A 22261-nucleotide genomic window follows, 5' to 3' on the forward strand; every position below is an offset into this window, starting at 1 on the left:
ACAACATGACATCCATTCAACCGATCGAATCGTCGACGTCGCTGGTCGAAGAGCGCAACACCGCCAAGACCGTCGTCATCGGCCTCCTCACTGCCGTCCTCGTGATCGCCGCGCCGATCGTGATCGGCTCGGCCGGCGGCAACTACTGGGTCCGCGTGCTCGACTTCGCGATGCTGTACGTGATGCTCGCGCTGGGCCTGAACGTGGTGGTCGGCTTCGCCGGCCTGCTCGACCTGGGCTACATCGCGTTCTACGCGGTGGGCGCCTACACGGCGGCGCTGCTGAGCTCGCCGCACCTGACCTCGCAGTTCGAGTGGATCGCGGCGCTCGCGCCGAACGGCCTGCACGTGCCGTTCCTGCTGATCGTGCCGATCGCGATGGCGCTGGCGGCGACCTTCGGGATCCTGCTCGGCGCGCCGACGCTGCGCCTGCGCGGCGACTACCTGGCGATCGTCACGCTCGGCTTCGGTGAAATCGTCCGGATCTTCATGAACAACCTCGACCGTCCGGTGAACATCACCAACGGCCCGAAGGGGATCACGGGCATCGATCCGGTGCACGTCGGCGGCTTCAACCTGTCGCAGACGCATACGCTGTTCGGCTTCCAGCTGCCGTCGGTGTACATGTACTACTACCTGTTCGTGCTCTGCTCGCTGCTGGTGATCTGGGTGTGTACGCGTCTGCAGCACTCGCGTATCGGCCGCGCGTGGGCCGCGATCCGCGAAGACGAAATCGCCGCGAAGGCGATGGGCATCAACACCCGTAACGTGAAGCTGCTCGCGTTCGCGATGGGCGCTTCGTTCGGCGGCCTGTCGGGCTCGATGTTCGGCGCGTTCCAGGGCTTCGTGTCGCCCGAGTCGTTCACGTTCTGGGAATCGATCGTCGTGCTCGCCTGCGTGGTGCTCGGCGGCATGGGCCACATCCCGGGCGTGATCCTGGGCGCGGTGCTGCTCGCGATCTTCCCGGAATTCCTGCGCTCGACGATGAGCCCGCTGCAGCACGCGCTGTTCGGTCACGACATCGTCGATACCGAAGTGATCCGTCAGGCGCTGTACGGCCTCGCGATGGTGATCATCATGCTGTACCGCTCGGAAGGCCTGTGGCCCGCGCCGAAGCATGAGGACAAGATCGCGAAACTGGCGAAGCGCAACAGCAAGAAGCCGGTGCGCGCTTAACCTACGGACAAGGGGATACACACATGAGCGACAAGCAAATCCGACTGTCCGTCTCGGGCGTGAACAAGCGCTTCGGCGGGCTGCAGGCACTGTCCGACGTCGGCCTGCAGATCCGCGAAGGCGAGATCTACGGTCTGATCGGCCCGAACGGGGCCGGCAAGACGACGTTCTTCAACGTGATCACGGGCCTCTACACGCCGGACTCCGGCGACTTCAAGCTGGACGGCACGAACTACACGCCGACGGCCGTGCACCAGGTGGCCAAGGCCGGCATCGCGCGCACGTTCCAGAACATCCGCCTGTTCGGCGGGATGACGGCGCTCGAGAACGTGATGGTGGGCCGCCACGTGCGCACCAAGCACGGTCTGCTGGGCGCGGTGTTCCAGACGCCGGCCGAACGTCAGGAAGAGCGCGAGATCAAGGAGCGCGCGATCGAGCTGCTCGAATACGTCGGCGTGCTGCAGTACGCGGACTACACGTCGCGCAACCTGTCGTACGGTCACCAGCGTCGTCTCGAAATCGCCCGCGCGCTCGCGACCGACCCGAAGCTGCTCGCGCTCGACGAGCCGGCGGCCGGGATGAACGCGACCGAGAAGGTCGAACTCACGCGCCTGCTCGACAAGATCCGCTCGGACGGCCGCACCATTCTCCTGATCGAGCACGACGTGAAGCTCGTGATGGGGTTGTGCAACCGGATGACGGTGCTCGATTACGGCAAGGTGATCGCCGAGGGTCTGCCGCAGGACGTGCAGAAGAATCCGAAGGTGATTGAGGCATATCTCGGCGCAGGGGTGCACTGATGGCAGCGGCAATGTTGAAAATCAAGGGCTTGCAGGTCAACTACGGCGGCATTCAGGCCGTCAAGGGCGTTGACATGGAAGTCCGTCAGGGCGAGCTCGTGACGCTGATCGGTGCGAACGGCGCCGGCAAGACCACGACGATGAAGGCGATCACCGGCCTGAAGCCGTACTCGGCGGGCGACATCGAGTACGACGGCAAGTCGATCAAGGGCATCCCGCCGCACGAACTGCTCAAGCGCGGCCTCGCGATGGTGCCGGAAGGCCGCGGGATCTTCGCGCGGATGTCGATCATCGAGAACATGCAGATGGGCGCGTACCTGCGCAACGACAACGAGCAGATCAAGAAGGACGTCGACCGGATGTTCGGCTTCTTCCCGCGCCTGAAGGAGCGGGCGACGCAGCTCGCGGGCACGTTGTCGGGCGGCGAGCAGCAGATGCTGGCGATGTCGCGCGCGATCCTCTCCAAGCCGAAGCTGCTGTTGCTCGACGAGCCGTCGATGGGCCTGTCGCCGATCATGGTCGAGAAGATCTTCGAAGTGGTGCGCGAGATCTCGAAGGAGGGCATCACGGTGCTGCTGGTCGAGCAGAACGCACGCCTCGCGCTGCAGGCGGCCGACCGCGGCTACGTGATGGATTCGGGCACGGTCACGATGGAAGGCGACGCGAAGCAGATGCTCGACGATCCGAAGGTGCGCGCCGCGTATCTGGGCGAGTAAGCGATCGAACGCGCGGGCCCGGTTGCGCATGGCGCATCCGGGCTGTCGAAAAGCCGTCACGGGAAACCGTGACGGTTTTTTTTCGTCGTGCGCGATTCGCGTCGAACTGTGCGCGCAAAGGCGACTCCATTCGACTGTTGCACTGCGCAGGCTGCATCGCGTGCCGGCGACACCGCGGCCGGCCGTCGGCAAACCGACACACGGGCTGCGTAGCATCGATGACCCATCGGGACACGGAGAACACGCATGAGTCTGGACTACGGTTTCGTGAAGGCGAAGGTGACGTCGGTGGCGAAGCTGAAGGGCTCGCCGCACGGCAGCGAGATCCAGTATCACGTTCACCTGACGCTGGCGCTGCCGGCGGGCGACTGGGATGTCGCGATCAACGTCGGCACCAACGACGCGGACGACCTGCTGAACTACAAGCTCGTCTACGATTTCCACCATCCGGTCACGCAGACGCTCGCCGCCGCGGCCGAAGGCTATACCGATCTGACGGGGCAGACCGCGCTGCCCGCGCTCGACTACCTGCGCAGCGACATCCTGAACGAGACGGGCGCGTGGCGCGCGAGCGCGGTGATGGACGGCACCGAGCATCCGGAGCCGATCCCGTCGCTGCTGCGGCTGGTGAGCGCCGCGCAGTCGCAGGGCCTCGACGTCGTCGTGTTCGGACGCACCTATGCGCAAGGCAACGGCATCCACGACACGCACATGAACCAGGGCTCGACGGGCCCGCACTACCTGCATCGCGCGGGCGACGACCACAACGACCACAACGACGTGTGGCAGGACGGCGCGCTGCTGGTGCGCGTGAGCGAATCGCAGTGGGCCGCGTATTTCGCGGCGTTCGAGCAGCAGGCCGTGCCGACCGACGGGCTCGGCAATCCGCTGCCGGGCGCGGGGCCGATCACGCGCTGAATCGGCCGGCGGCGGTCTTACGCGGCCGGCAGCGTCTTGCCGAACGAGATGCGTTCCTCGACGCGATAGCCGAGCGCCGCATAGAAGCGGCATGCGTCGTCGTTGCCGGGCAGCACCTGCAGGTTGATCTTCAGGCAGCCGCGCGCGGCGAGCGCGCTTTCCGCATGCGCGATCAGCGCGCGGCCGACGCCGAGCCGGCGCGCGTCGTTCGCGACGCCGAACGAGTAGAGCCAGCCGCGATGTCCGTCGAAACCGGCCATCAGCGTGCCGACGACCCGCGCGCCGCTGGTCGCGACGAAGAACAGTTCCGGCTGGGTCGCGAGCTTCAGCTCGATCGATCGCAGCGGATCGCGGTGCGGCGGCGCACCGGCTTCGTCGTAGTGCGGGAACGCGTCGCGCCATACCGCGAGCACGGCATCGGTGTCGGCGCGTTCGAACGGGCGGATAGCGACAGCATCGGCGGCGGCATCCATCGCGGCGGTCTCCTTACAGCGTGTCGAGGATCGACCGCAGCATCGCCATCATCTGGTCGATTTCTTCGGTCGTCACGTTCAGGGCAGGCATGAAGCGCAGCAGGTTCGGCCGCGCGGCGTTCAGCAGCAGGCCGTCGGGCTGCATGTCGCGCGCCTTCTCGACGATCTGCGGGCCGATGTCCTTGCCGAGTAGCAGCGCGCGCAGCAGGCCTTCGCCGCGTTCGCCCTCGAAGCCGCGTTCCTCCGACAGTTCGAGCAGCTTGCGCTTCAGGTATTCGCTGCGCGCACGCACGCCTTCGAGGAAGCCGGGCGCGACGAGCTGCGAGATCACCGAATAGCCGACCGCCGTCATCAGCGGGTTGCCGTTGTACGTACCGCCCTGGTCGCCGGCCTCGAACACCGCGACGTCCGCCTTCGACAGCAGCGCGCCGAGCGGTGCGCCGCCGCCGATGCCCTTCGCGAGCGTCATGACGTCCGGCTCGATGCCGGACAGCTCGTACGCGAACAGCGTGCCCGCGCGGCCGCAGCCGCTCTGCACTTCGTCGACGATCAGCAGCAGGTTGTGCTGCTTCGTCAGCGCGCGCAGCGCCTGCATGAATTCGCGCGTCGCCGGAATCACGCCGCCTTCGCCCTGGATCGGTTCGAGCATCACGGCGACGGTCTTGTCGGTGATCAGCTTCTCGACCGACGCGATGTTGTTCAGCTCGGCCTTCGGGAAGCCCGGCACCTGCGGTGCGTAGATCGTGTCCCAGCCCGGCTTGCCGCTGGCCGACATCGTCGCGAGCGTGCGGCCGTGGAAGCTGTGGTCGAACGTGATGATCTCGTATGCGCCGTTCTTGAACTTGCGGCCCCACTTGCGCGCGAGCTTGATCGCGCCTTCGTTCGCTTCCGCGCCGCTGTTCGTGAAGAACACCTTGTCGAACACGCTGTGCTGCGTGAGCAGGCCCGCGAGCTTCGCCATCGGCTCGTTGTAGAACGCGGGCGACGGGTTCAGCAGCTTGTCGGCCTGCGTCTTCAGCGCCTCGACGATGCCGTCGTTGCAGTGGCCGAGGCTGTTGACGGCCCAGCCCTGGATGAAGTCCAGATAGCGCTTGCCCGTGTGATCGTAGAGCCACGAACCCTTGCCGTGCGTAAACACGATGTCGGGGCGGTTCGTGATGTACATCAGCGAGTCGATCGGATAATCGTTCAGGGGCATGGCAGCAGACTCCAGCGGGCGTTGAAAGGGAAACGGGCAATAAAAAAGCCACGGAAGGCCGTGGCTGGTGGGTCGAACAGCTTGTGCGTAACCGGTGAAGCGGAGGAGGGTTACGCGCGAGTCCGTGACGAGCCGGCGGCATCCGGGCGGAGCGGCGAGCGGCGACGTCGGAGAGCGGACAGGAAGCGGTTCATGTGCGCAAGCATAAGGCATCCCGCGCCCCACTGTAAACCGCCGCGATGCCACGGATGTGACGCGGCGGCGCACGGCGGGGTGCGGTCGCGCCCGGTGTTCAGACCGGATGCGCGAGATCGGCGGCGCTCGTGAACGAGTCCGCGTAGAACTCGTCGGCCGGCAGCGCGTGGTGCTGCGTGAAGTCGCGCTGCGCGGATTCGACCATCACCGGCGCGCCGCACGCGTACACCTGGTGGCCGGACAGGTCGGGCAGATCCTCGATCACCGCGCGATGGACGAAGCCGGTGCGGCCCGTCCACTGGTCGGCGTCGTCCGGCTCGGAAAGCACCGGCACGTACTTGAAGTTCGGGATCTCGCGCGCCCACTGCTCGGCGAGCTCGGCGAGGTAGATGTCCTTCTTGCGGCGCGCGCCCCAGTAAAGCGTCATCGGGCGCGTGATGCCCGAATGCTTCACATGCTCGATGATCGCCTTGATCGGCGCGAAGCCGGTGCCCGACGCGAGCAGCACGATCGGCTTGTCGGAGTCTTCGCGCAGGAAGAACGTGCCGAGCGGGCCTTCGAAGCGCAGGATGTCGCGCTCCTTCATCGCACCGAACACGTGGTCGGTGAACTTGCCGCCCGGCATGTGGCGGATGTGCAGCTCGATCGGGCCTTCCTCGTGCGGCGCGTTCGCCATCGAGTAGCTGCGGCGCGAGCCGTCCTTCAGGATGAATTCGACGTACTGGCCCGCGAGGTACTGCAGGCGTTCGTTGGCGGGCAACTGCAGCTTCACGACCATCACGTCGTCCGCCTTGCGTTCGAGCGCGGCGATCCGGCACGGCAGCTTCTTGACCTGCACGCCGTCGACGCCGGCGATCTCGCGCACGTCGATCTCGAGGTCGCATTGCGCCTTCGAGCAGCACAGCAGCGCCAGGCCGCGCGTGCGTTCGTCGTTGGACAGCGCCGACGCGGCGTGCGGGCCCTGTTCGATCTGGCCCGACACGATCTGGCCCTTGCAGGAGCCGCACGCGCCGTTCTTGCAGCCGTACGGCAGATGGACGTTCTGGCGCAGCGCGGCCGCCAGCACGGTTTCGTCCGACTCGACCTGGAATTGCCGGCCGCTTTGCTTGAGAGTGACGTTGAATGCCATAGAACCAAACTAGAACAAAATGGGGGGACCGTGCATGTCGCGCACGGCAGCTACAATGCAAAACCGCTGCGCGTCGCGCAACGGCGGCTACTGATTTCGCAACCAACATGATCGCGACACGAATCCTGCGCCGGCCGCGCGTACTGATCGTCGGCTGCGGCGACGTCGGCATGCGCTGCGTCGCGCAATGGCGTGACGCGCGCCGCAATCTGCGCATCCTCGCGCTGACGAGCCACCCGGCCCGCCGCGACGAACTGCGCGCCGCGGGCGCGACGCCGATCGTCGGCGACCTCGATCGCCCGGCGACGCTCGGCCGTCTCGCGGGCCTCGCCCGCATGATCCTGCATCTCGCGCCGCCGCCATCCGACGGCCGCGACGACCGGCGCACGCGTGCGCTGATTGCCGCAACGTCCATGCCCGCGCGTCGACCGGCGGCACCGCCGGCCCCGGCGGTCGGCCGGCTCCGAACGCTGCGCACCGCGGCCCGACAGGCCGGCGCGCCCGTTCGGGCAGCGCGTATTGTACCCGACGGTCTTCGCGCGCCGACGCTCGTCTACGCCAGTACGACGGGCGTCTACGGCGACTGCGGCGGCGCGCGCATCGACGAAACGCAGCCGCTGCGCCCGGCGAATCCGCGCGCGTTCCGGCGCGTGTCGGCCGAGCGGCAACTGCGTGCGGCGACGGTGCGCGGCGTGCTGTCCGCGCGCATCGTGCGCATCCCCGGCATCTACGCGGCGAACCGCCTGCCGGTCGCGCGGCTCGAGCGCGGCACGCCGGCGCTCGAGCCGGCCGACGACGTATACACGAACCACATCCACGCGGACGATCTCGCGGCGATCCTGCGTCGTGCGGCCGTGCGCGGCAAGCCGGCGCGCGTCGTGCACGCGTCGGACGACACGGAACTGCGGATGGGAGAGTATTTCGACCGGGTCGCGCAGGTGCTCGGCCTGCCGAGGCCGCCGCGCGTCAGCCGCGCGGACGCCGAGCGTCTGCTCGAGCCGACGCTGCTGTCGTTCATGCGCGAGTCGCGGCGCCTGTCCAACGCACGGCTCAAGGCCGAATTGTGCGTGACGTTGCGCTATCCGACCGTAGACGATTTCCTTCAAACGCTCGCGCCGGGCAGCGCGTCAGGTGAGCGCCGGTAACGCCTCGATCAGCAGGAAGCACAGCAGCGCACCGATCAGCGCGCCGATCAGGTTCGGGTGATATTTGTGCTTCAGATGCATCGCGGCCAGCAGGCCGCCGATCACGATGACGCCGATGACCGCGAACGCGATCATCACGGACGACAGTTCGAAAGAATGGTCGATGTTCATGATGTCTCCCCTGCGTCGCTGCTCTTGCAGCTTGTGATTTCAGTATAGCGGGGGAACCTGCGGCAAAGAGGCGGCCGGACACCGAACGGTCGTGCGGATTTTCCCTTACAGGGTTTTGACGGGATTGCGCAGTGCGGCAAGGTCGGCTTCGTCGAGCCAGCGCCATGCGCCGGGCGCGAGGTCGGCCGGCAGCGTGAAGCCGCCGATGCTTTCGCGATGCAGCAATTCGACGCGGTTGCTCGCCGCGGCGACCATCCGCTTGACCTGGTGGTACTTGCCTTCGAGGACGGTCAGCGCGAGCGCGTGCGGGGCGCGGGCGTCGGCCGCGACGGCCGCGATCGGCTTCGGCTCGCCGTGCAGTTGCACGCCGGTGCGCAGCGCGTGCAGTTGCGTGTCGTCGAGCGGGTGGCGCACGGTCGCGACGTAGGTCTTCGGCACCTTGCGCTTCGGCGACGTGTACGCGTGCACGAACTGGCCGTCGTCGGACAGCAGCAGCAGGCCGGTCGTGTCCTGGTCGAGCCGGCCGACGCACTGCACGCCGCGCGCGACGAGCGGCGCGGGCAGCAGGCTGAACACGCTCGCATGGTGCTGCGGATCGCGCGAACACTCGTAGCCGGCCGGCTTGTTGAGCGCGAGATACGCACGCGCATGGAACGGCCATGCCGCATCGTCGACCGAGAACACGAGGCCGTCGGTGTCGAACGCGGCGTCCGGGTCGGTCGCGGCGGCGCCCGCGACGGCGACGCGGCCGGCTTCGATCAGGCCGCGGCACTGGCGACGCGAGCCGAAGCCCTGGGTGTAGAGAATGCTTTCGAGATCCATAGCGCGCGCATTCTATCAAGCACTGGTGCCCGACCGGCATGAACGCGCGTGCGCTGGTAAGCTGCCGGAACGCTGCGCGGTGCGCGGCGCCCCGTTCATTCTTCACGGAAAGTCCATGCCTTTCGATTCGTTCCCGTTCGGCCGACACGTTGCCGCCGTCATCGTGGCCGCAACCGTTTCGTCGGCCGCGTTCGCGCACGCGCATCTCGCGCACAGCGACCCGGCGGCGGGCGCGGCGCTGGCTGCCGCACCGGCCGCCGTCACGATCGACTTCACCGAGCCGCTGGAGCCGGCATTCAGCTCGATCGTCGTCGTCGACGGCGCCGGCAAGACGGTGTCGGACGGCCGCGCGCGCATCGACGCGTCGAACCGCAAGCGGATGACGGTGCCGCTCGCGGCGCCCGGTACGGGCGCGTACACGGTGAAGTGGGTGGCCGTCGCGACCGACGGGCATCGCACGCAGGGCGCGTACGGCTTCAGCGTGAAGTGACGCAACGGCGGCGGCAGGCCCGTGCCAGGGTTGCCGCCCGCCTTTATCCGACAGGGAGTCTCCCGCATGAATCCGACGACGCTCGACGCACTCGCCGATTTTCCCCGTCAGCTCGAAGCGCATTTCGCGGCCGTGCCCGACGGCTATGCGCGCTGGACCCCCGACGACTGGTCCGGCATGCCGAGCGAGCATTTCTCGCCGCTCGGGCAACTCTGCCATGTGCGCGACATCGAGATCGACGGCTATCACGTACGGCTGCGACGCATGCTCGACGAAGACCGGCCGCTGCTGGTCTCGCTCGACGGCGACGCACTCGCGATCGAGCGGCGCTACGACGACGCGTATGCGTCCGACGTGCTCGCGGCGATTCGCGACGCACGACGCGAGACGCTGGCGCTGCTGTCGCGCCTCACGCCCGAACAGTTCGCGCGTACCGGCGAGTTCGACGGCTACGGTTCGCTGACCGTGCGCGGGCTGGTCCATTACCTGTGCAGCCACGATCAGCAGCACCTGTCCGGCATGCAGTGGCTGCTCGGCAAGATCGACGCGGCGCTGTACGCGCGCTGAGTCGGCCGGCGCTCGCGCATTGGCATGCCGGAATCCGGCGCCGCCGTCGGTGCGGCACGCCACATTGCGCGGCTCGGATTGGATCGGTTTTCTGGATAATCCATCCAGCCGCAGCCGGCTGATCGAGCGGGCGCGGATGCCTACACTCCTAGCTTCGTCCAACGAAAAAAGGAGTCAACCGTGGCAACTCATACGCTCGCAGACAAGGTCGTCCTGATCGCAGGCGGGGCAAAGAATCTCGGTGGCCTGATCGCCCGGGACCTGGCGGGCCACGGCGCGAAGGCGGTGGCGATTCACTACAACAGCGCGGCATCGCAGGCGCAGGCCGAGGAGACCGCCGCGGCGGTCCGTGCGGCCGGCGCGGAGGCCGCGACGTTCCAGGCGGACCTGACGACGGCCGCCGCGGTCGAGAAGCTGTTCGACGACGCGAAGCAGCGCTTCGGCAAGATCGACATCGCGATCAACACGGTCGGCAAGGTGCTGAAGAAGCCGTTCACCGAGATCAGCGAGGCCGAGTACGACGAGATGTTCGCGGTCAACAGCAAGTCGGCGTTCTTCTTCATCAAGGAAGCGGGCCGGCATCTCGAGGATCACGGCAAGCTCGTCACGCTCGTGACGTCGCTGCTCGGCGCGTTCACGCCGTTCTACGCGGCGTACGAAGGGTCGAAGGCGCCGGTCGAGCACTTCACGCGCGCGGCGTCGAAGGAGTACGGCGCGCGCGGGATCTCGGTGACGGCCGTCGGGCCGGGCCCGATGGACACGCCGTTCTTCTATCCGGCCGAAGGCGCCGACGCGGTCGCGTATCACAAGACGGCCGCCGCGCTGTCGCCGTTCAGCAAGACGGGGCTGACCGACATCGAGGACGTCGTCCCGTTCATCCGCCATCTGGTGACCGACGGCTGGTGGATCACCGGCCAGACGATCCTGATCAACGGCGGCTACACGACCAAGTAACCGGGCCGCTCGCGGCCGCACGGCGCACCGCACTGGCGCGTTTGCGTGGACAATGGACGGGCGCGCAGCCACGAGGCCGCGCGCCCGTTTTCTCTGTGCCGCCGAAGCCGGTCGCGATGCGCGGCGGCCGGCGGTGACCGTCGTTCGAACCCGGGTTTCCCGCCGATGGACAAGCTGGATCAGGTCAGGATCTTCCTGCAGGTTGCCGAGATGGGCAGCTTCATCAAGGCCGCGCATGCGCTCGACGCGCCGCGCGCGACCGTGTCGGCGGCCGTCCAGCAACTGGAGACGGCGCTCGGCACGCGTCTGTTGCACCGTACGACGCGCCAGGTGCAATTGACTGCCGACGGCGCGCTGCTGCTGGAGCGCGGTCGGCGCCTGCTCGCGGAGGCCGATGAACTCGACCGCCTGTTTCGGCGCCGCGACCACGACGTGGTCGGGCGGCTGAACGTCGACGTGCCGAGCCGGATCGCGCGGCGCGTCGTGGCGCCCGCGCTGCCGTCGCTGTTTCGCCGCTATCCGAAGCTGCAGCTGTCGCTCGGCTCCACGGACCGCTCGATCGACCTCGTGCAGGAGGGCGTCGATTGCGCGATTCGCGTCGGGCGGCTCGCGGACAGCAGCCTCGTCGTGCGGCCGCTCGGGCAGTTCACGCTGATCAACTGCGCGAGCCCCGACTACCTGCGCGAGTGCGGCGTGCCCGAGCATCCGGACGCGCTCGCGCACGGGCACTGGGCGATCGGCTATGCGTCGCCGACGACGGGGCGCGAACTCGGCTGGGAATACTGCGCGGACGGGCAGCGGCACGTGCTGACGCTGCCGAGCCGCGTGATCGTCAACAACGCCGAAACCTATATCGCCAGCTGCATCGCGGGCATGGGGCTGATCCAGATTCCGCGCTTCGACGTCGAGCATCTGCTGGCAAGCGGCGCGCTCGTCGACGTGATGCCCGGCCACCGCGCCGAGCCGATGGACGTGTCGGCCGTGTATCCGCACCGCCGGCACCGGTCGAGGCGGCTCAATGCGTTCATCGAATGGTTCGGGGAACTGATGGCCGATGCGCTGACGGGGACCGGCGAAGCAGCGAGTTCGGACGGCGACTGACCGGCAGGCCGGCGCGCGCGGCTCTTCAGTCGGGCTGTGTGGCGAACCGCCGGTCGCGCCCGATGTCCCGCACGGCCTCGATCAACGCCGCGCCGGGGCCGTCCGGTTTCGCCGCGAACGCATGAAAGCGCGCAGCCGGCAGCGCCGGCAAGCCGTCCTGCGGCCCGCATTCGCGCAAGCCGTCGCGCAGCTGGCTGCGCGCCAGCGCGGTGACCGCGAAGCCGGCGAGCGCGGCCGACACGCAACCGGCCATGCTGCCGCTTTCGAACAGTACGCGAAACGGCCGCAGCGCGGCGGCGAGCGCCGCGACGGCGGCTTCCCGATAGACGCACGGCTGCGGAAACAGCGCGAGCGGCACTTCGCCGCCTGCGTCGAGCGGGCGGTCCGCTGCGAACGCCCACACGAGCGGCTCCTCCCACAGCAGCTCGCCCGGCGCGTCGACCTGCCGGCACTGCTTGCCGAATACGACGTCGAGCCGGCCGAGCGTCTGCTCGCGCAGCAGCGACGCGGTGATCCCGACCTTCAGCTCGATCGACGTGTGCGGGTGGCGGTCGCGGAACGTGCGCAACACGTGCGGCAGCCACGCGCCGGCGAAGTCCTCCGACGCGCCCACCCGCAACGGTCCGTGCGCCGGCGCGCCGCGCAGCCGCGCGCGCACCTCCCGCTCCATGTCGACGATGTTGCGCGCGTAGGCGTACAGCGTGTCGCCGGCCGGCGTGAGCGCGATACGGCGCGTCGTGCGCGCCAGCAACACGGTGCCGGCCGCCTGTTCGAGCCGCTTGATGTGGCCGCTGACGGCGGACGGCGTCAGCGCGAGGCGCTCCGCGGCCGGCGCGAACCCGCGGCGGTCGACGACTTCGAGAAAGGTGCGCAGCAGCGCGATGTCGAGCGCGGTCGACGCGGGATCGGTCGGCGGTTCCATGGATCGATTCGACGCGAAATATGAGGAATGAATCATGATACTCCGTGAATCGTGATGAAAGACCGGCCTACCATCGTAGGTTCAGGCTGACCTCACGGAGTACACGATGACGACCTACGCGCATGCGGCCACCGCGTCGCTCGATATTGCCTATCTGGAATGGAACCCGCGCGGCGAACGCGCGGCCGTGCTGCTGCACGGCTGGCCGGACAGCCCGGTCGGCTGGGAAGCGGTGGCCGCGGCGCTCGCCGCACGCGGCTACCGCGTGCTCGCGCCCGCGTTGCGCGGCTTCGCGCCGACGCGCTTTCGCGACGCGTCCGTGCCGCGCAGCGGCCAGCTCGCGGCGCTCGGGCGCGACCTGCTCGAATTCGTCGATGCGCTCGGCATCGAGCGGCCGCTGCTGGTCGGGCACGACTGGGGCGCCCGCGCGGCCGCGAACGCGTGCGGGTTGCGCGACGGTGTCGCGTCGCACCTCGTGATGCTGTCGGTCGGGTACGGCACCAACGATCCCGCTCAGCCGCTGTCGCTGCAGCAGGCGCGCAACTACTGGTATCACTGGTTCATGGCGACGCCGCGCGGCGAGCAGGCGCTGCGCGACGACCGCCGTGCGTTCGCGCGCCTGATGTGGGATACGTGGTCGCCGCCGGGCTGGTATCGCGACGGCGATTTCGACGCGGCGGCCGTTGCGTTCGACGGACCCGACTGGATCGACGTCGTGCTGCATTCGTACCGGCAGCGCTGGGGCTTCGCGCCGGGCACGCCGGCCTATGCCGACGACGACGCGCGGCTGAACCCGGCGCCCGTGCTGGCGGTGCCGACGCTCGTGCTGCACGGCGGCGCGGACACCTGCAATCATCCGGACAGCTCGGCCGGGCGCGAGCGGTTCTTCTCCGGGCGCTACGAGCGGCAGGTGCTCGACGGAATCGGGCACTTCCCGCAGCGTGAATCCGCGGCGGCGGTCGCGGACGCGATTCTCCGGTTCTGCGGGCACGGGTGACGCGCGCCGGCCGGCCCGGCGCGCGAAGGATCAACCGCCGGCGCGCGGCGCGAGCAGGTCGGCGAGCCCGATGTTCCTGAACATCTCGCGGCGGATGCGATCGCCGACGCGGAACACTTCCTCGGCGCCGTCCTGCGACGGATCGACGAACACGCGGTAGGGGCGCTTGCCGGCCGGCGCCGCGACGAGCTCGGCAATCGCCGTGGCGACGGCGCCCGCGTCGGCGTCCGCCGGTTCGAGCGCGGCGAGGCCCCGCAACGCCTGATCGGCGACGCCCGCGTACGGCCCGCCGTCGTAGGCGGCCTGCACGGCGGTATCGGCCGGCTTGCCCGCATGGAGGAAGTGATTCGTGCCCCGGGTGAACGCGCCCGGCACGACGATCGACGTTTCGATGCCCCAGCGGGCGAGTTCGGCGGCGTAGGACACGGCGAGCGAATCCATCGCGGCCTTTGCGGCGAAGTAGGGCGCGAGGAACGGCGGGGTGCCGCCGCGCGCCGACGAGGACGATACCCAGACGAGCAGGCCGCGGCGCTGGCCGCGCAGGTGCGGCAGCGCCGCGCGGTTTACGCGCTGGGTCGACACGACGTTGACGTCGTAAAGCTGCGCAAGCTGTTCGGGCGTGAACGCTTCGGCCGGCCCGAACACCATGTGGCCGGCGTTGTGGACGACGACGTCCAGACGGCCGTGGTCGGCGATCACGCGCTCGATGGCGGCGTCGACCGACGCATCGTCGCCGACGTCGAGTTCGAGGCTGCGCAGGTCGACGCCGTGTTCTTGCGCATAGGCCGCGACGGCGGCGGCGCGCGGCGCGTTGCGCCCGGCGCTCTCGCGCATCGACGCGTAGACCGTGTGACCGGCGCGGGCGAGCGCCTGGGCCGTCAGCAAGCCGAAGCCGCTGGACGCGCCGGTGACGAGGACGACTTCCTTCATGAGCGATCTCCTGGCGGAAAGATAGGGTGGCAGCGAGCGGCCGTCAGCACATGCCGCCGTTGGCGCGCAGGATCTGGCCGTTGATCCACGCACCGTCCGGGCCGGCGAGGAACGCGACGACGCGCGCGATGTCGTCGGGCTGGCCGAGCCGCTCGAGCGGGTTCAGCTTCGCGAGCCGGTCGACGAGTTCCGGGCTCTTGCCCTGCAGGAACAACTCGGTCGCGACCGGTCCCGGCGCGACGGCATTCACGCGGACGCCGCGCCCGCGCATTTCCTGCGCGAGCACTTGCGTGAGGCTTTCGACCGCTGCCTTGCTGGCGACGTACACGCCGTAAGTCGGCATGCGCATGCCGATCACGCTGGTCGACAGGTTGATGATGCGTCCGCCGTCGCGCACCCGCTTTGCCGCTTCGCGGCAGACGTTGAAGGTGCCCTTCACGTTGATGGCGAACGTTTCGTCGAAGAGCGCATCGTCGCAGTCGGCGATGGTCGCGAGCTTCATCACGCCCGCGGAATTGACCACCACATCCAGACCGCCGAATGCGTCGCGGGCGGCGTCGAACAGCGCGGCGACGGCCGCCGGGTCGGCGACGTTCGCCTGCACCGCGACGGCATGGCCGCCGTCGGCGACGATCGCGTCGACCACTTCGCGGGCCGGGCCGGCGCTGCCGGCATAGTTGACGACGACCCGGAAGCCGTCCCGGGCGAGTTGGCGGGCAATTTCCGCGCCGATGCCGCGCGACGAACCCGTGACGAGGGCGACCTGTTCCGATGTGTTCATGTCCTGCTCCTGATGAATGGATGAATGCCGTTCGATCCGGCGACAGGGACAAATGTAGGCTTCTGCGATCAATAAAAATAATGAATAATGCTCAGTCAATACATGACTAAAAGTATGTCTTATGGCATTCGACAGCAGGCTTCTGAGCGGAATCGGCGTGCTCTCGGCGGTGATCGAGGCGGGCACCTTCGCGCGTGCCGGGGAGGCGATGGGCCTGACGCAGCCGGCGGTGAGCCGTGCCGTCGCGCGGCTGGAAGAGCGGGTCGGCATCCGGATCTTCAACCGGACGGCGCGCGCGATCACGTTGACCGACGAAGGACGGCGCTTCTACGAGGCGGTCGCGCCGCTGCTGGCCGGCATCGAGGACGCGGCGATCGACGCCGGCCGATCGAAGGCACGCGTCAGGGGGCGGCTGCGGGTCAACGTGGACGGCACGTTCGGCCACTACGTGCTGGCGCCGAGGATGGCGGAGTTTCTCGACCGCTTTCCCGACCTGTCCGTCGAGATCAGCGTGCGCGACCGGATGGGCGACCTCGTCGCCGACGGATTCGACGTGGCCGTGCGCTTCGGCGTGCCCGAGCCGTCGTCATACCGTGCGCGGCTACTGCTCGAGACGCGCGTGCTGACCTGCGCGTCGGCGGCCTATGTCGAGCGTCACGGCGAACCGCGTCATCCGCGCGATCTCGCGCACGGGCATCGTTGCGTGCTGATCCGCGACCCGGTAACGGGGCGGCCGTACGAATGGGAATTTCATCGGGGCAAGGAAGTGGTGCCGTTCGATGCCGGTGGACGATTGATGGTCAACGATACGGGCGGCCTGCTCGGCGCGTGTGTCGGTGGCGCGGGCATCGCACAATTGCTGGAACTCTACGCGCGGGACATCGTTGCCGACGGGAAACTGGTCCTGCTGCTGCCGGAGTGGACGGACGAGACATTTCCGCTCTACGCGTACCACCACGCGTCGAACCTCGTGGCCGCGAAGGTGCGGGTGTTTCTCGACTTCGTCCGCGAGTTGACGGTCTGAGCGTATCGGGGGAGGGAGATCGGCGGCAGGCCACCGTCGGTCGCCCGGTGCGGGGCGGAACGCGCGGCAAAAATAAAAAAACCCGCGAAGCGGCAGCTTGCGCGGGTTTCGACAGATGCAGCGCGTGACGCTGCGAAATACTGGTGCCCAGGGCCGGAATCGAACCGGCACGCCTTGCGGCGGGGGATTTTGAGTCCCCTGCGTCTACCAATTTCACCACCTGGGCTTGATCCTGGCCGCGCATGCGGTGGTGCGCGGCGAAACGCGGATTATGGCGGAAATCCGGATGCCGGGCAAGCTGCGCCGATGCCCGGCACGCACATTACTGGCTCAGGTAGACGAAGCGGCCCTGTTTCACGATCCCCATCACGCTCGCGCGCTGATCGAGCCCCACATGATCCTTGTCGCTCGTGTTGACGACGCCGTTCGGTACGACCAGCTCATGCGCGCGTTCCAGCTCGCGGCGCAGCGCCGCGCGAAACGCCGGCGTGCCGGGCTGCGCGGCTTTCAGCGCGCGGCCGACCGCGTCGGCGAGGCGCGGGTACACGCCCGCCGCATCGCCCGCGAACTGCGTGACGGTGCCGGCGCCGTACTTCGCCTCGTACGCATCGACGAACGCGAGCGCGGCCTGGCGGGCCGGGTGGTCGGCCGGCAGCGTGCGCGCGACGACCACCGGCTGGGTCGGGAACAGCGTCCCGTCGACGTCCTTGCCGCCAAGCTTGATGAATTCCGGCGTCGCGATCCCGTGCGTCTGGTAGATCGGCCCCTTGTAGCCGCGCTCGATCAGCGTGCGCTGCGGCAGCACGGTCGGCGTGCCCGCGCCGGCGATCAGGATCGCGTCGGGCTTCGCCGCGATCAGCTTCAGCGCCTGGCCCGTGACGCTCGCGTCGGTGCGGTTGAAGCGCTCGGTCGCGATCACGCGGATCTTGCGCAGGTCCGCGAAGCGCGTGAATTCGTTGAGCCAGCTGTCGCCGTAGCTGTCCGCGAAGCCGATGAAGCCGACCGTCTTCACGCCGTGGTTGGCCATGTAGCGCGTCATCACGTCGGCCATCGCGCGGTCGCTCTGCGCCATCTTGAACGCCCAGGTCCGCGCGCCTTCCTGCGGCTCGACGATCGAGCCGGAGCCGACCAGCGTGATCATCGGCGTCTGCGCGGCGGCCACCGCGTCGAGCGCCGCGAGCGCGGCCGGCGTGATGTTCGGGCCGACCACGACGTCGACGTGATCCTCGTCGACCAGCTTGCGGATGTTGCGCACCGCGGCGCCCGGGTCGGATGCGTCGTCGAGCACCGTGACCTGCACGGGCTGTCCGGCAATCGTCTTCGGCCACATCAGAATCGCGTTCTTGCTCGTGATGCCGATCGCGGCGGCCGGGCCGGTCGACGACAGGTCGACGCCGACCTTCAGGTCGGCATGCGCGGCCGCGCAGGCCAGCACGAGGGCGGCGCCGGCGGCCTGGCGGGTGCGGCGCAACAGGGCGGGAAGCGTCATGCGGGAATCTCCATCTCCGTCGGGCAACGAAAAGGGGCGCAATGCGCGCCCCCGTGTTCATACCTGTCCGTCAAAGCTCGTACGATTCGGCTTCGCCCTTGAGCGCCTGCTCGATCAGCTTGCGGTTCAGCGTCGGCGACAGCAGTTCGACGAGCGTATACACATAGCTGCGCAGGTAGGCGCCCTGCTTGAGCGCGACGCGCGTCACGTTGCTGCCGAACAGGTGGCCGACCGGAATCAGCCGCAGGCCGCGGTCGCGCTCGGGGTTGAACGCGATGTCGGCCATGATGCCGACGCCGAGGCCGAGCTCGACATAGGTCTTGATCACGTCGGCGTCGATCGCCTCGAGCACGATGTCCGGCGACAGCCCGCGCAGCGCGAACGCATGGTTGATCTTCTTGCGGCCAGCGAACGCGTCGTCGTACGTGATCAGCGGGTACTGCGCGAGATCGTCCAGCGTGACCGGCTTGCGTTCGAGCAGCGGGTGGTCGGCCGGCACGACGGCCGCGTGGTGCCACTGGAAGCAGGGCAGCGACACGAGTTCCTTGTAGTCGGAGATCGCCTCGGTCGCGATCGCGAGATCGGCCTGGTCGTGGATCACCATCTCGGCCACCTGCGTCGGGCTGCCTTGCAGGATCGACAGGTGCACCTTCGGGAAGCGCTTCTTGAACTCGGCGATCGCGGCCGGCAGCGAGTAGCGGGCCTGCGTGTGGGTCGCCGCGATGGTCAGGTTGCCCTGGTCCTGCGCCGCATAATCCTTCCCGACCCTTTTGAGGCTTTCAACCTCCTGAAGAATCCGCTCGACCGACGCGAGGATGATCCGGCCCGGCTCGGTGAGCGAGCGCACGCGCTTGCCGTGCCGCGTGAAGATCTCGACGCCCAGCTCGTCCTCGAGCTCGATGATCGCCTTCGATACCCCCGGTTGCGACGTGTAGAGCGCCTTGGCGGCCTCGGTGAGGTTGAAATTCTGCCGGACGGCCTCGCGCACGAAGCGAAATTGGTGCAGGTTCATTTATAACCCTTCCGCATATCAACAGAATTTTTTAGTCGTTTGAAATATAAGGCGAGTTTATTACGATTCACCGGAGTTTTTCAAATATGGATATCTGTTTTCGTCATTAGCAATCCAGCCGGCAGCGGATGCGGCGGTGCGGCGGAACGGAGATTCGGGCGCGACGTGGCTAGGACGTCGCGCGGTCACCACGAAAACCCTGGGGTCCCCGAATGTATCAGTACGACCAATACGACCAGACGATCGTCGACGAGCGAGTCGCGCAGTACCGCGATCAGGTGCGCCGCCGGCTGTCGGGCGAGTTGAGCGAAGACGAATTCCGTCCGCTGCGTCTGCAGAACGGCCTGTACATGCAGCGCCACGCGTACATGCACCGCATTGCGATTCCGTACGGCAACCTGCGCAGCGACCAGCTCCGGATGCTGGCGCGCATCGCCCGCGAACACGACCGCGGCTACGGCCATTTCTCGACGCGCTCGAACATCCAGTTCAACTGGGTGCAGCTCGAAGAGACGCCCGAGATCCTCGCGAAGCTCGCGTCGGTGCAGATGCACGCGATCCAGACGTCGGGCAACTGCATCCGCAACATCACGGCCGACCAGTTCGCCGGCGTCGCGCAGGACGAAGAGATCGATCCGCGCCCGTGGGCCGAGATCCTGCGCCAGTGGTCGACGTTCCACCCCGAATTCGCGTGGCTGCCGCGCAAGTTCAAGATCGCGGTGTCGGGCTCGAAGCGTGACCGTGCGGCCGTGCAGATCCACGACCTCGGCGTGTACCTGAAGAAGAACGCGCAGGGCGAAGTGGTCGCGAGCATCCTCGCGGGCGGCGGCCTTGGCCGTACGCCGATCATCGGCGCGGTGATCAAGGAAGACCTGCCGTGGCAGCACCTGCTCACGTACTGCGAAGCCGTGCTGCGCGTGTACAACCGTTACGGCCGCCGCGACAACCTGTACAAGGCGCGGATCAAGATCCTCGTGAAGGCGCTGTCGCCGGCGAAGTTCGCGCAGCAGGTCGAGGAAGAATGGCAGCACCTGAAGGACGGCCCGTCGACGCTCACGCAGGCCGAGCTCGATCGCGTGTCGCAGTACTTCAAGCCGCCGGTCTACGAGAAGCTGGCCGACACCGACGCGTCGTTCGAACAGCACCTGCTCGAGAACAAGGCGTTCGCGCGCTGGGTCGAGCGTAACGTCGCGCCGCACAAGGTGCCGGGTTACGCAGCCGTCACGCTGTCGCTGAAGGATCACCGCGTGGCGCCGGGCGATGCGACCGACGCGCAGATGGATCTGGTCGCCGACTGGGCCGACGCGTACTCGTACGGCGAGCTGCGCGTGTCGCACGAGCAGAACCTGATTCTCGCGAACGTGAAGAAGCGCGACCTGTTCGCGCTGTGGGAAAAGGCGAAGGCGGCCGGTTTCGCGACGCCGAACATCGGCCTGCTGACCGACATCATCGCGTGCCCGGGCGGCGACTTCTGCTCGCTCGCGAACGCGAAGTCGATCCCGATCGCGCTGGCGATCCAGCAGCGTTTCGACGATCTCGACTACGTGTACGACCTCGGCGAACTGTCGCTGAACATTTCCGGTTGCATGAACTCGTGCGGTCACCACCACGTCGGCAACATCGGCATCCTCGGCGTCGACAAGGACGGCGCCGAGTGGTACCAGGTGTCGCTCGGCGGCGAGCAGGGCACGGGCCAGAACGGCGCGCGCCTCGGCCGCGTGATCGGGCCGTCGTTCTCGGCCGAGGAAGTGCCCGACGTGATCGCGAAGCTGATCGATACGTTCGTCGAGGCGCGCCTCGACGGCGAGCGCTTCGTCGACACGTACGACCGCATCGGCATCGCGCCGTTCAAGGAGCGCGTGTATGCGGCGCGCCAGGCAGTGAACGCGTAACCAACGGGGTAGAAGGAATTTGCAGATGGCTTCGATTATCAAGAACCGCGCAGTGATCGACGATGCATGGCAGGTCATGCGCGCGGCGGAAGACGGTGCGCTGCCCGCGGTCGACGCGTTGCCGGCCGGCAAGGTGCTGGTGCCGTTCGCGTTGTGGCAGGCCGAGCGTGCCGCGCTCGTCGCCGCGAAGACGAAGGACGAACTCGGCGTGTGGCTCGCGCCGGACAGCGAGCCGGCCGATCTCGTGGCCGACTTCGACGCGATCTCGCTGATCGCGGTGGATTTCCCGCGCTTCGCGGACGGCCGCGGCTATAGCATCGCGCGCCTGCTGCGCGAGCGTCATGGCTGGACCGGCGAGCTGCGCGCGATCGGCGACGTGCTGCGCGACCAGTTGCTGTACATGTCGCGTTGCGGCTTCGACGCGTTCGCGGTGCGTGCCGACAAGGACATCCACGACGCGCTGAATGCGTTCACCGAATTCACGCAGCGTTACCAGGGCGCATTCGACGAGCCGGCGCCGCTGTTCCGCCGCCGCGAGGCCGCGTCCGACGCCAAGGTGAGCGCATGAGCACCGCGACCGCCACCGCGCTGACGCCGGAACTCGCCGCGAAGGTCGAGCGCCTCGACGCGCTGCTCGCGCAGATCGGCGAGCGTCACGACAAGGTGAAGTTCGCGAGCAGCCTCGCCGCAGAAGACATGCTGCTCACCCACGCGATCCTGTCGAAGGGCGTGCCGATCGGCATCTTCTCGCTGAACACGGGCCGCCTGCACGCGGAAACGCTCGGCATGATCGACCGGGTGCGCGAGCGCTACGGCTACGAGATCGAGCAGTTCCATCCGCAGCAGGACGCGGTCGACCGGTACGTTGCCGAGCACGGCCTGAATGCGTTCTACGAGAGCGTCGAGCTGCGCAAGTCGTGCTGCCACATCCGCAAGGTCGAGCCGCTGAACCGTGCGCTGGCCGACGTCGGCGCGTGGGTGACGGGCCAGCGCCGCGAGCAGTCGGTCACGCGCGCGGAGCTGCACGAGGAAGAACAGGACGAAGCGCGCGGGATCGCGAAGTACAACCCGCTCGCCGACTGGACGGAAGCCGACGTGTGGGCGTACCTTAAGGCGTTTGACGTGCCGGTCAATCCGCTGCATGCGCGCGGCTACCCGAGCATCGGCTGCGAGCCGTGTACGCGTGCGATCCGCCCCGGCGAGGACAGCCGCGCGGGCCGCTGGTGGTGGGAGTCGCGCGACACGAAGGAATGCGGGCTGCACGTCACGACGATCACGCCGATTCCCGCGAATGCCGAAGCCGGCGCCGCGCACTGAAAGCCGACAAGAAACTGAATATTGCGTCGCCCGCGACAGCGGG

At 68.0% G+C, this 22261-nt stretch carries 24 protein-coding genes and 1 tRNA gene; 14 read left to right on the top strand and 11 right to left on the bottom strand.

Annotation, left to right across the window (positions count from 1 at the left end):
* Positions 1-5 precede the first annotated feature (5 nt).
* From H0X91_RS12870 to H0X91_RS12885, 4 genes are all read left to right on the top strand, one after another.
* The gene (locus tag H0X91_RS12870) at positions 6-1175 is read left to right on the top strand and encodes an ABC transporter permease subunit (protein WP_006488940.1); all 1170 of its coding nucleotides are present in this window, start codon (positions 6-8) and stop codon (positions 1173-1175) included.
* Positions 1176-1198: 23 nt separating this feature from the next.
* Positions 1199-1975 (top strand): ABC transporter ATP-binding protein, encoded by a 777-nt coding sequence (locus tag H0X91_RS12875; RefSeq protein ID WP_006478053.1) that lies wholly within the window; start codon positions 1199-1201, stop codon positions 1973-1975.
* Positions 1975-2691 carry an ABC transporter ATP-binding protein gene (locus H0X91_RS12880; protein ID WP_012492822.1) on the top strand — a complete coding sequence of 239 codons (717 nt, stop codon included), beginning with the start codon at positions 1975-1977 and terminating at the stop codon, positions 2689-2691. Before H0X91_RS12875 ends, H0X91_RS12880 begins: the two co-directional genes overlap by 1 nt.
* Before the next feature lie 246 nt (positions 2692-2937).
* A complete protein-coding gene (locus H0X91_RS12885; protein ID WP_058901746.1) occupies positions 2938-3609 on the top strand; it encodes a DUF2278 family protein in 672 nt (223 codons plus the stop codon).
* Positions 3610-3626: 17 nt separating this feature from the next.
* On the opposite strand, the gene H0X91_RS12890 is transcribed toward H0X91_RS12885, so the two are convergent.
* From H0X91_RS12890 to H0X91_RS12900, 3 genes are all read right to left on the bottom strand, one after another.
* Positions 3627-4082: a GNAT family acetyltransferase gene (locus H0X91_RS12890; protein ID WP_006488959.1), complete on the bottom strand. Its 456-nt coding sequence runs from the start codon at positions 4080-4082 to the stop codon at positions 3627-3629.
* A 13-nt stretch (positions 4083-4095) separates the two neighbouring features.
* Complete coding sequence (locus tag H0X91_RS12895; protein ID WP_006488944.1) at positions 4096-5280, bottom strand: acetylornithine transaminase; 1185 nt, start codon at positions 5278-5280, stop codon at positions 4096-4098.
* A gap of 292 nt (positions 5281-5572) precedes the next feature.
* Positions 5573-6604 carry a CDP-6-deoxy-delta-3,4-glucoseen reductase gene (locus H0X91_RS12900; protein ID WP_006478058.1) on the bottom strand — a complete coding sequence of 344 codons (1032 nt, stop codon included), beginning with the start codon at positions 6602-6604 and terminating at the stop codon, positions 5573-5575.
* Positions 6605-6711: 107 nt separating this feature from the next.
* Here H0X91_RS12900 and H0X91_RS12905 point away from each other — a divergent pair, with 107 nt between their 5' ends.
* The gene (locus H0X91_RS12905; RefSeq protein ID WP_006496134.1) at positions 6712-7749 is read left to right on the top strand and encodes an NAD-dependent epimerase/dehydratase family protein; all 1038 of its coding nucleotides are present in this window, start codon (positions 6712-6714) and stop codon (positions 7747-7749) included.
* Here the strand turns inward: H0X91_RS12905 and H0X91_RS12910 are convergent.
* Together H0X91_RS12910 and H0X91_RS12915 are read right to left on the bottom strand one after the other, a co-directional pair.
* Entirely contained in the window at positions 7732-7920 is a 189-nt protein-coding gene (locus H0X91_RS12910) for a hypothetical protein (RefSeq protein WP_006496133.1), read from the bottom strand. The two genes, H0X91_RS12905 and H0X91_RS12910, sit on opposite strands and share 18 nt — an antisense overlap.
* A gap of 105 nt (positions 7921-8025) precedes the next feature.
* Positions 8026-8742, bottom strand: coding sequence for a 16S rRNA pseudouridine(516) synthase (locus tag H0X91_RS12915; RefSeq protein ID WP_006482773.1), 717 nt, complete (start codon positions 8740-8742; stop codon positions 8026-8028).
* 115 nt (positions 8743-8857) lie between these two features.
* Between H0X91_RS12915 and copC the strand changes: the two genes are divergently transcribed.
* The 4 genes from copC to H0X91_RS12935 all read left to right on the top strand — a co-directional run bounded on the left by copC (position 8858) and on the right by H0X91_RS12935 (position 11854).
* The gene (copC, locus tag H0X91_RS12920) at positions 8858-9232 is read left to right on the top strand and encodes a copper homeostasis periplasmic binding protein CopC (RefSeq protein ID WP_059721392.1); all 375 of its coding nucleotides are present in this window, start codon (positions 8858-8860) and stop codon (positions 9230-9232) included.
* A gap of 66 nt (positions 9233-9298) precedes the next feature.
* Positions 9299-9799: a DinB family protein gene (locus H0X91_RS12925; protein ID WP_062884363.1), complete on the top strand. Its 501-nt coding sequence runs from the start codon at positions 9299-9301 to the stop codon at positions 9797-9799.
* Between the two features lie 180 nt (positions 9800-9979).
* Positions 9980-10753, top strand: coding sequence for an SDR family oxidoreductase (locus H0X91_RS12930; protein ID WP_006478064.1), 774 nt, complete (start codon positions 9980-9982; stop codon positions 10751-10753).
* A gap of 165 nt (positions 10754-10918) precedes the next feature.
* Positions 10919-11854, top strand: coding sequence for a LysR family transcriptional regulator (locus H0X91_RS12935; RefSeq protein WP_043205222.1), 936 nt, complete (start codon positions 10919-10921; stop codon positions 11852-11854).
* A 25-nt stretch (positions 11855-11879) separates the two neighbouring features.
* Here the strand turns inward: H0X91_RS12935 and H0X91_RS12940 are convergent, their stop codons facing one another.
* A complete protein-coding gene (locus tag H0X91_RS12940; RefSeq protein WP_058901741.1) occupies positions 11880-12776 on the bottom strand; it encodes a LysR family transcriptional regulator in 897 nt (298 codons plus the stop codon).
* Positions 12777-12882: 106 nt separating this feature from the next.
* Here H0X91_RS12940 and H0X91_RS12945 point away from each other — a divergent pair, with 106 nt between their 5' ends.
* A complete protein-coding gene (locus H0X91_RS12945) occupies positions 12883-13773 on the top strand; it encodes an alpha/beta fold hydrolase (protein ID WP_062911217.1) in 891 nt (296 codons plus the stop codon).
* A 30-nt stretch (positions 13774-13803) separates the two neighbouring features.
* On the opposite strand, the gene H0X91_RS12950 is transcribed toward H0X91_RS12945, so the two are convergent.
* Both H0X91_RS12950 and H0X91_RS12955 read right to left on the bottom strand, forming a co-directional pair.
* Positions 13804-14703, bottom strand: a complete 900-nt coding sequence (locus H0X91_RS12950) for an SDR family oxidoreductase (protein WP_196433079.1) — start codon at positions 14701-14703, stop codon at positions 13804-13806.
* 43 nt (positions 14704-14746) lie between these two features.
* The gene (locus H0X91_RS12955; protein ID WP_006482981.1) at positions 14747-15484 is read right to left on the bottom strand and encodes an SDR family oxidoreductase; all 738 of its coding nucleotides are present in this window, start codon (positions 15482-15484) and stop codon (positions 14747-14749) included.
* Between the two features lie 121 nt (positions 15485-15605).
* On the opposite strand from H0X91_RS12955, the gene H0X91_RS12960 reads away from it, so the two are divergent.
* Positions 15606-16508, top strand: coding sequence for a LysR family transcriptional regulator (locus tag H0X91_RS12960; protein ID WP_006482979.1), 903 nt, complete (start codon positions 15606-15608; stop codon positions 16506-16508).
* A gap of 141 nt (positions 16509-16649) precedes the next feature.
* Here H0X91_RS12960 and H0X91_RS12965 read toward each other — a convergent pair.
* The 3 genes from H0X91_RS12965 to H0X91_RS12975 form a co-directional block, all read right to left on the bottom strand.
* A tRNA-Leu gene (locus H0X91_RS12965) sits at positions 16650-16734 on the bottom strand.
* Positions 16735-16830: 96 nt separating this feature from the next.
* Positions 16831-17997 (bottom strand): ABC transporter substrate-binding protein, encoded by a 1167-nt coding sequence (locus H0X91_RS12970; RefSeq protein WP_048989032.1) that lies wholly within the window; start codon positions 17995-17997, stop codon positions 16831-16833.
* A 70-nt stretch (positions 17998-18067) separates the two neighbouring features.
* Positions 18068-19009 carry a CysB family HTH-type transcriptional regulator gene (locus H0X91_RS12975; protein ID WP_006478072.1) on the bottom strand — a complete coding sequence of 314 codons (942 nt, stop codon included), beginning with the start codon at positions 19007-19009 and terminating at the stop codon, positions 18068-18070.
* A gap of 212 nt (positions 19010-19221) precedes the next feature.
* Between H0X91_RS12975 and H0X91_RS12980 the strand changes: the two genes are divergently transcribed.
* Genes H0X91_RS12980 through H0X91_RS12990 form a run of 3 tightly spaced genes read left to right on the top strand, consistent with a single transcriptional unit; the run spans position 19222 to position 22218 of the window.
* Positions 19222-20901 (top strand): nitrite/sulfite reductase, encoded by a 1680-nt coding sequence (locus H0X91_RS12980; protein WP_006484802.1) that lies wholly within the window; start codon positions 19222-19224, stop codon positions 20899-20901.
* A 25-nt stretch (positions 20902-20926) separates the two neighbouring features.
* Positions 20927-21469: a DUF934 domain-containing protein gene (locus H0X91_RS12985; protein WP_084750591.1), complete on the top strand. Its 543-nt coding sequence runs from the start codon at positions 20927-20929 to the stop codon at positions 21467-21469.
* On the top strand, positions 21466-22218 hold the full coding sequence (locus tag H0X91_RS12990) for a phosphoadenylyl-sulfate reductase (RefSeq protein ID WP_006496123.1): 753 nt from the start codon (positions 21466-21468) through the stop codon (positions 22216-22218). Before H0X91_RS12985 ends, H0X91_RS12990 begins: the two co-directional genes overlap by 4 nt.
* The last annotated feature ends 43 nt before the right edge of the window (positions 22219-22261 follow it).

Source organism: Burkholderia sp. 9777_1386 (assembly GCF_015712265.1).
Classification (GTDB): domain Bacteria; phylum Pseudomonadota; class Gammaproteobacteria; order Burkholderiales; family Burkholderiaceae; genus Burkholderia; species Burkholderia cenocepacia.

Coding starts and splice junctions, on each gene's coding strand:
- H0X91_RS12875 (WP_006478053.1), top strand. CDS start 1,199: ATGAGCGACAAGCAAATCCGACTGTCCGTCTCGGGCGTGAACAAGCGC.
- H0X91_RS12955 (WP_006482981.1), bottom strand. CDS start 15,484: ATGAACACATCGGAACAGGTCGCCCTCGTCACGGGTTCGTCGCGCGGC.
- H0X91_RS12940 (WP_058901741.1), bottom strand. CDS start 12,776: ATGGAACCGCCGACCGATCCCGCGTCGACCGCGCTCGACATCGCGCTG.
- H0X91_RS12905 (WP_006496134.1), top strand. CDS start 6,712: ATGATCGCGACACGAATCCTGCGCCGGCCGCGCGTACTGATCGTCGGC.
- H0X91_RS12890 (WP_006488959.1), bottom strand. CDS start 4,082: ATGGATGCCGCCGCCGATGCTGTCGCTATCCGCCCGTTCGAACGCGCC.
- H0X91_RS12880 (WP_012492822.1), top strand. CDS start 1,975: ATGGCAGCGGCAATGTTGAAAATCAAGGGCTTGCAGGTCAACTACGGC.
- H0X91_RS12935 (WP_043205222.1), top strand. CDS start 10,919: ATGGACAAGCTGGATCAGGTCAGGATCTTCCTGCAGGTTGCCGAGATG.
- H0X91_RS12980 (WP_006484802.1), top strand. CDS start 19,222: ATGTATCAGTACGACCAATACGACCAGACGATCGTCGACGAGCGAGTC.
- H0X91_RS12870 (WP_006488940.1), top strand. CDS start 6: ATGACATCCATTCAACCGATCGAATCGTCGACGTCGCTGGTCGAAGAG.
- H0X91_RS12990 (WP_006496123.1), top strand. CDS start 21,466: ATGAGCACCGCGACCGCCACCGCGCTGACGCCGGAACTCGCCGCGAAG.
- H0X91_RS12900 (WP_006478058.1), bottom strand. CDS start 6,604: ATGGCATTCAACGTCACTCTCAAGCAAAGCGGCCGGCAATTCCAGGTC.
- H0X91_RS12895 (WP_006488944.1), bottom strand. CDS start 5,280: ATGCCCCTGAACGATTATCCGATCGACTCGCTGATGTACATCACGAAC.
- H0X91_RS12885 (WP_058901746.1), top strand. CDS start 2,938: ATGAGTCTGGACTACGGTTTCGTGAAGGCGAAGGTGACGTCGGTGGCG.
- H0X91_RS12950 (WP_196433079.1), bottom strand. CDS start 14,703: ATGAAGGAAGTCGTCCTCGTCACCGGCGCGTCCAGCGGCTTCGGCTTG.
- H0X91_RS12945 (WP_062911217.1), top strand. CDS start 12,883: ATGACGACCTACGCGCATGCGGCCACCGCGTCGCTCGATATTGCCTAT.
- H0X91_RS12985 (WP_084750591.1), top strand. CDS start 20,927: ATGGCTTCGATTATCAAGAACCGCGCAGTGATCGACGATGCATGGCAG.
- H0X91_RS12960 (WP_006482979.1), top strand. CDS start 15,606: ATGGCATTCGACAGCAGGCTTCTGAGCGGAATCGGCGTGCTCTCGGCG.
- H0X91_RS12910 (WP_006496133.1), bottom strand. CDS start 7,920: ATGAACATCGACCATTCTTTCGAACTGTCGTCCGTGATGATCGCGTTC.
- H0X91_RS12975 (WP_006478072.1), bottom strand. CDS start 19,009: ATGAACCTGCACCAATTTCGCTTCGTGCGCGAGGCCGTCCGGCAGAAT.
- H0X91_RS12970 (WP_048989032.1), bottom strand. CDS start 17,997: ATGACGCTTCCCGCCCTGTTGCGCCGCACCCGCCAGGCCGCCGGCGCC.
- copC (WP_059721392.1), top strand. CDS start 8,858: ATGCCTTTCGATTCGTTCCCGTTCGGCCGACACGTTGCCGCCGTCATC.
- H0X91_RS12925 (WP_062884363.1), top strand. CDS start 9,299: ATGAATCCGACGACGCTCGACGCACTCGCCGATTTTCCCCGTCAGCTC.
- H0X91_RS12915 (WP_006482773.1), bottom strand. CDS start 8,742: ATGGATCTCGAAAGCATTCTCTACACCCAGGGCTTCGGCTCGCGTCGC.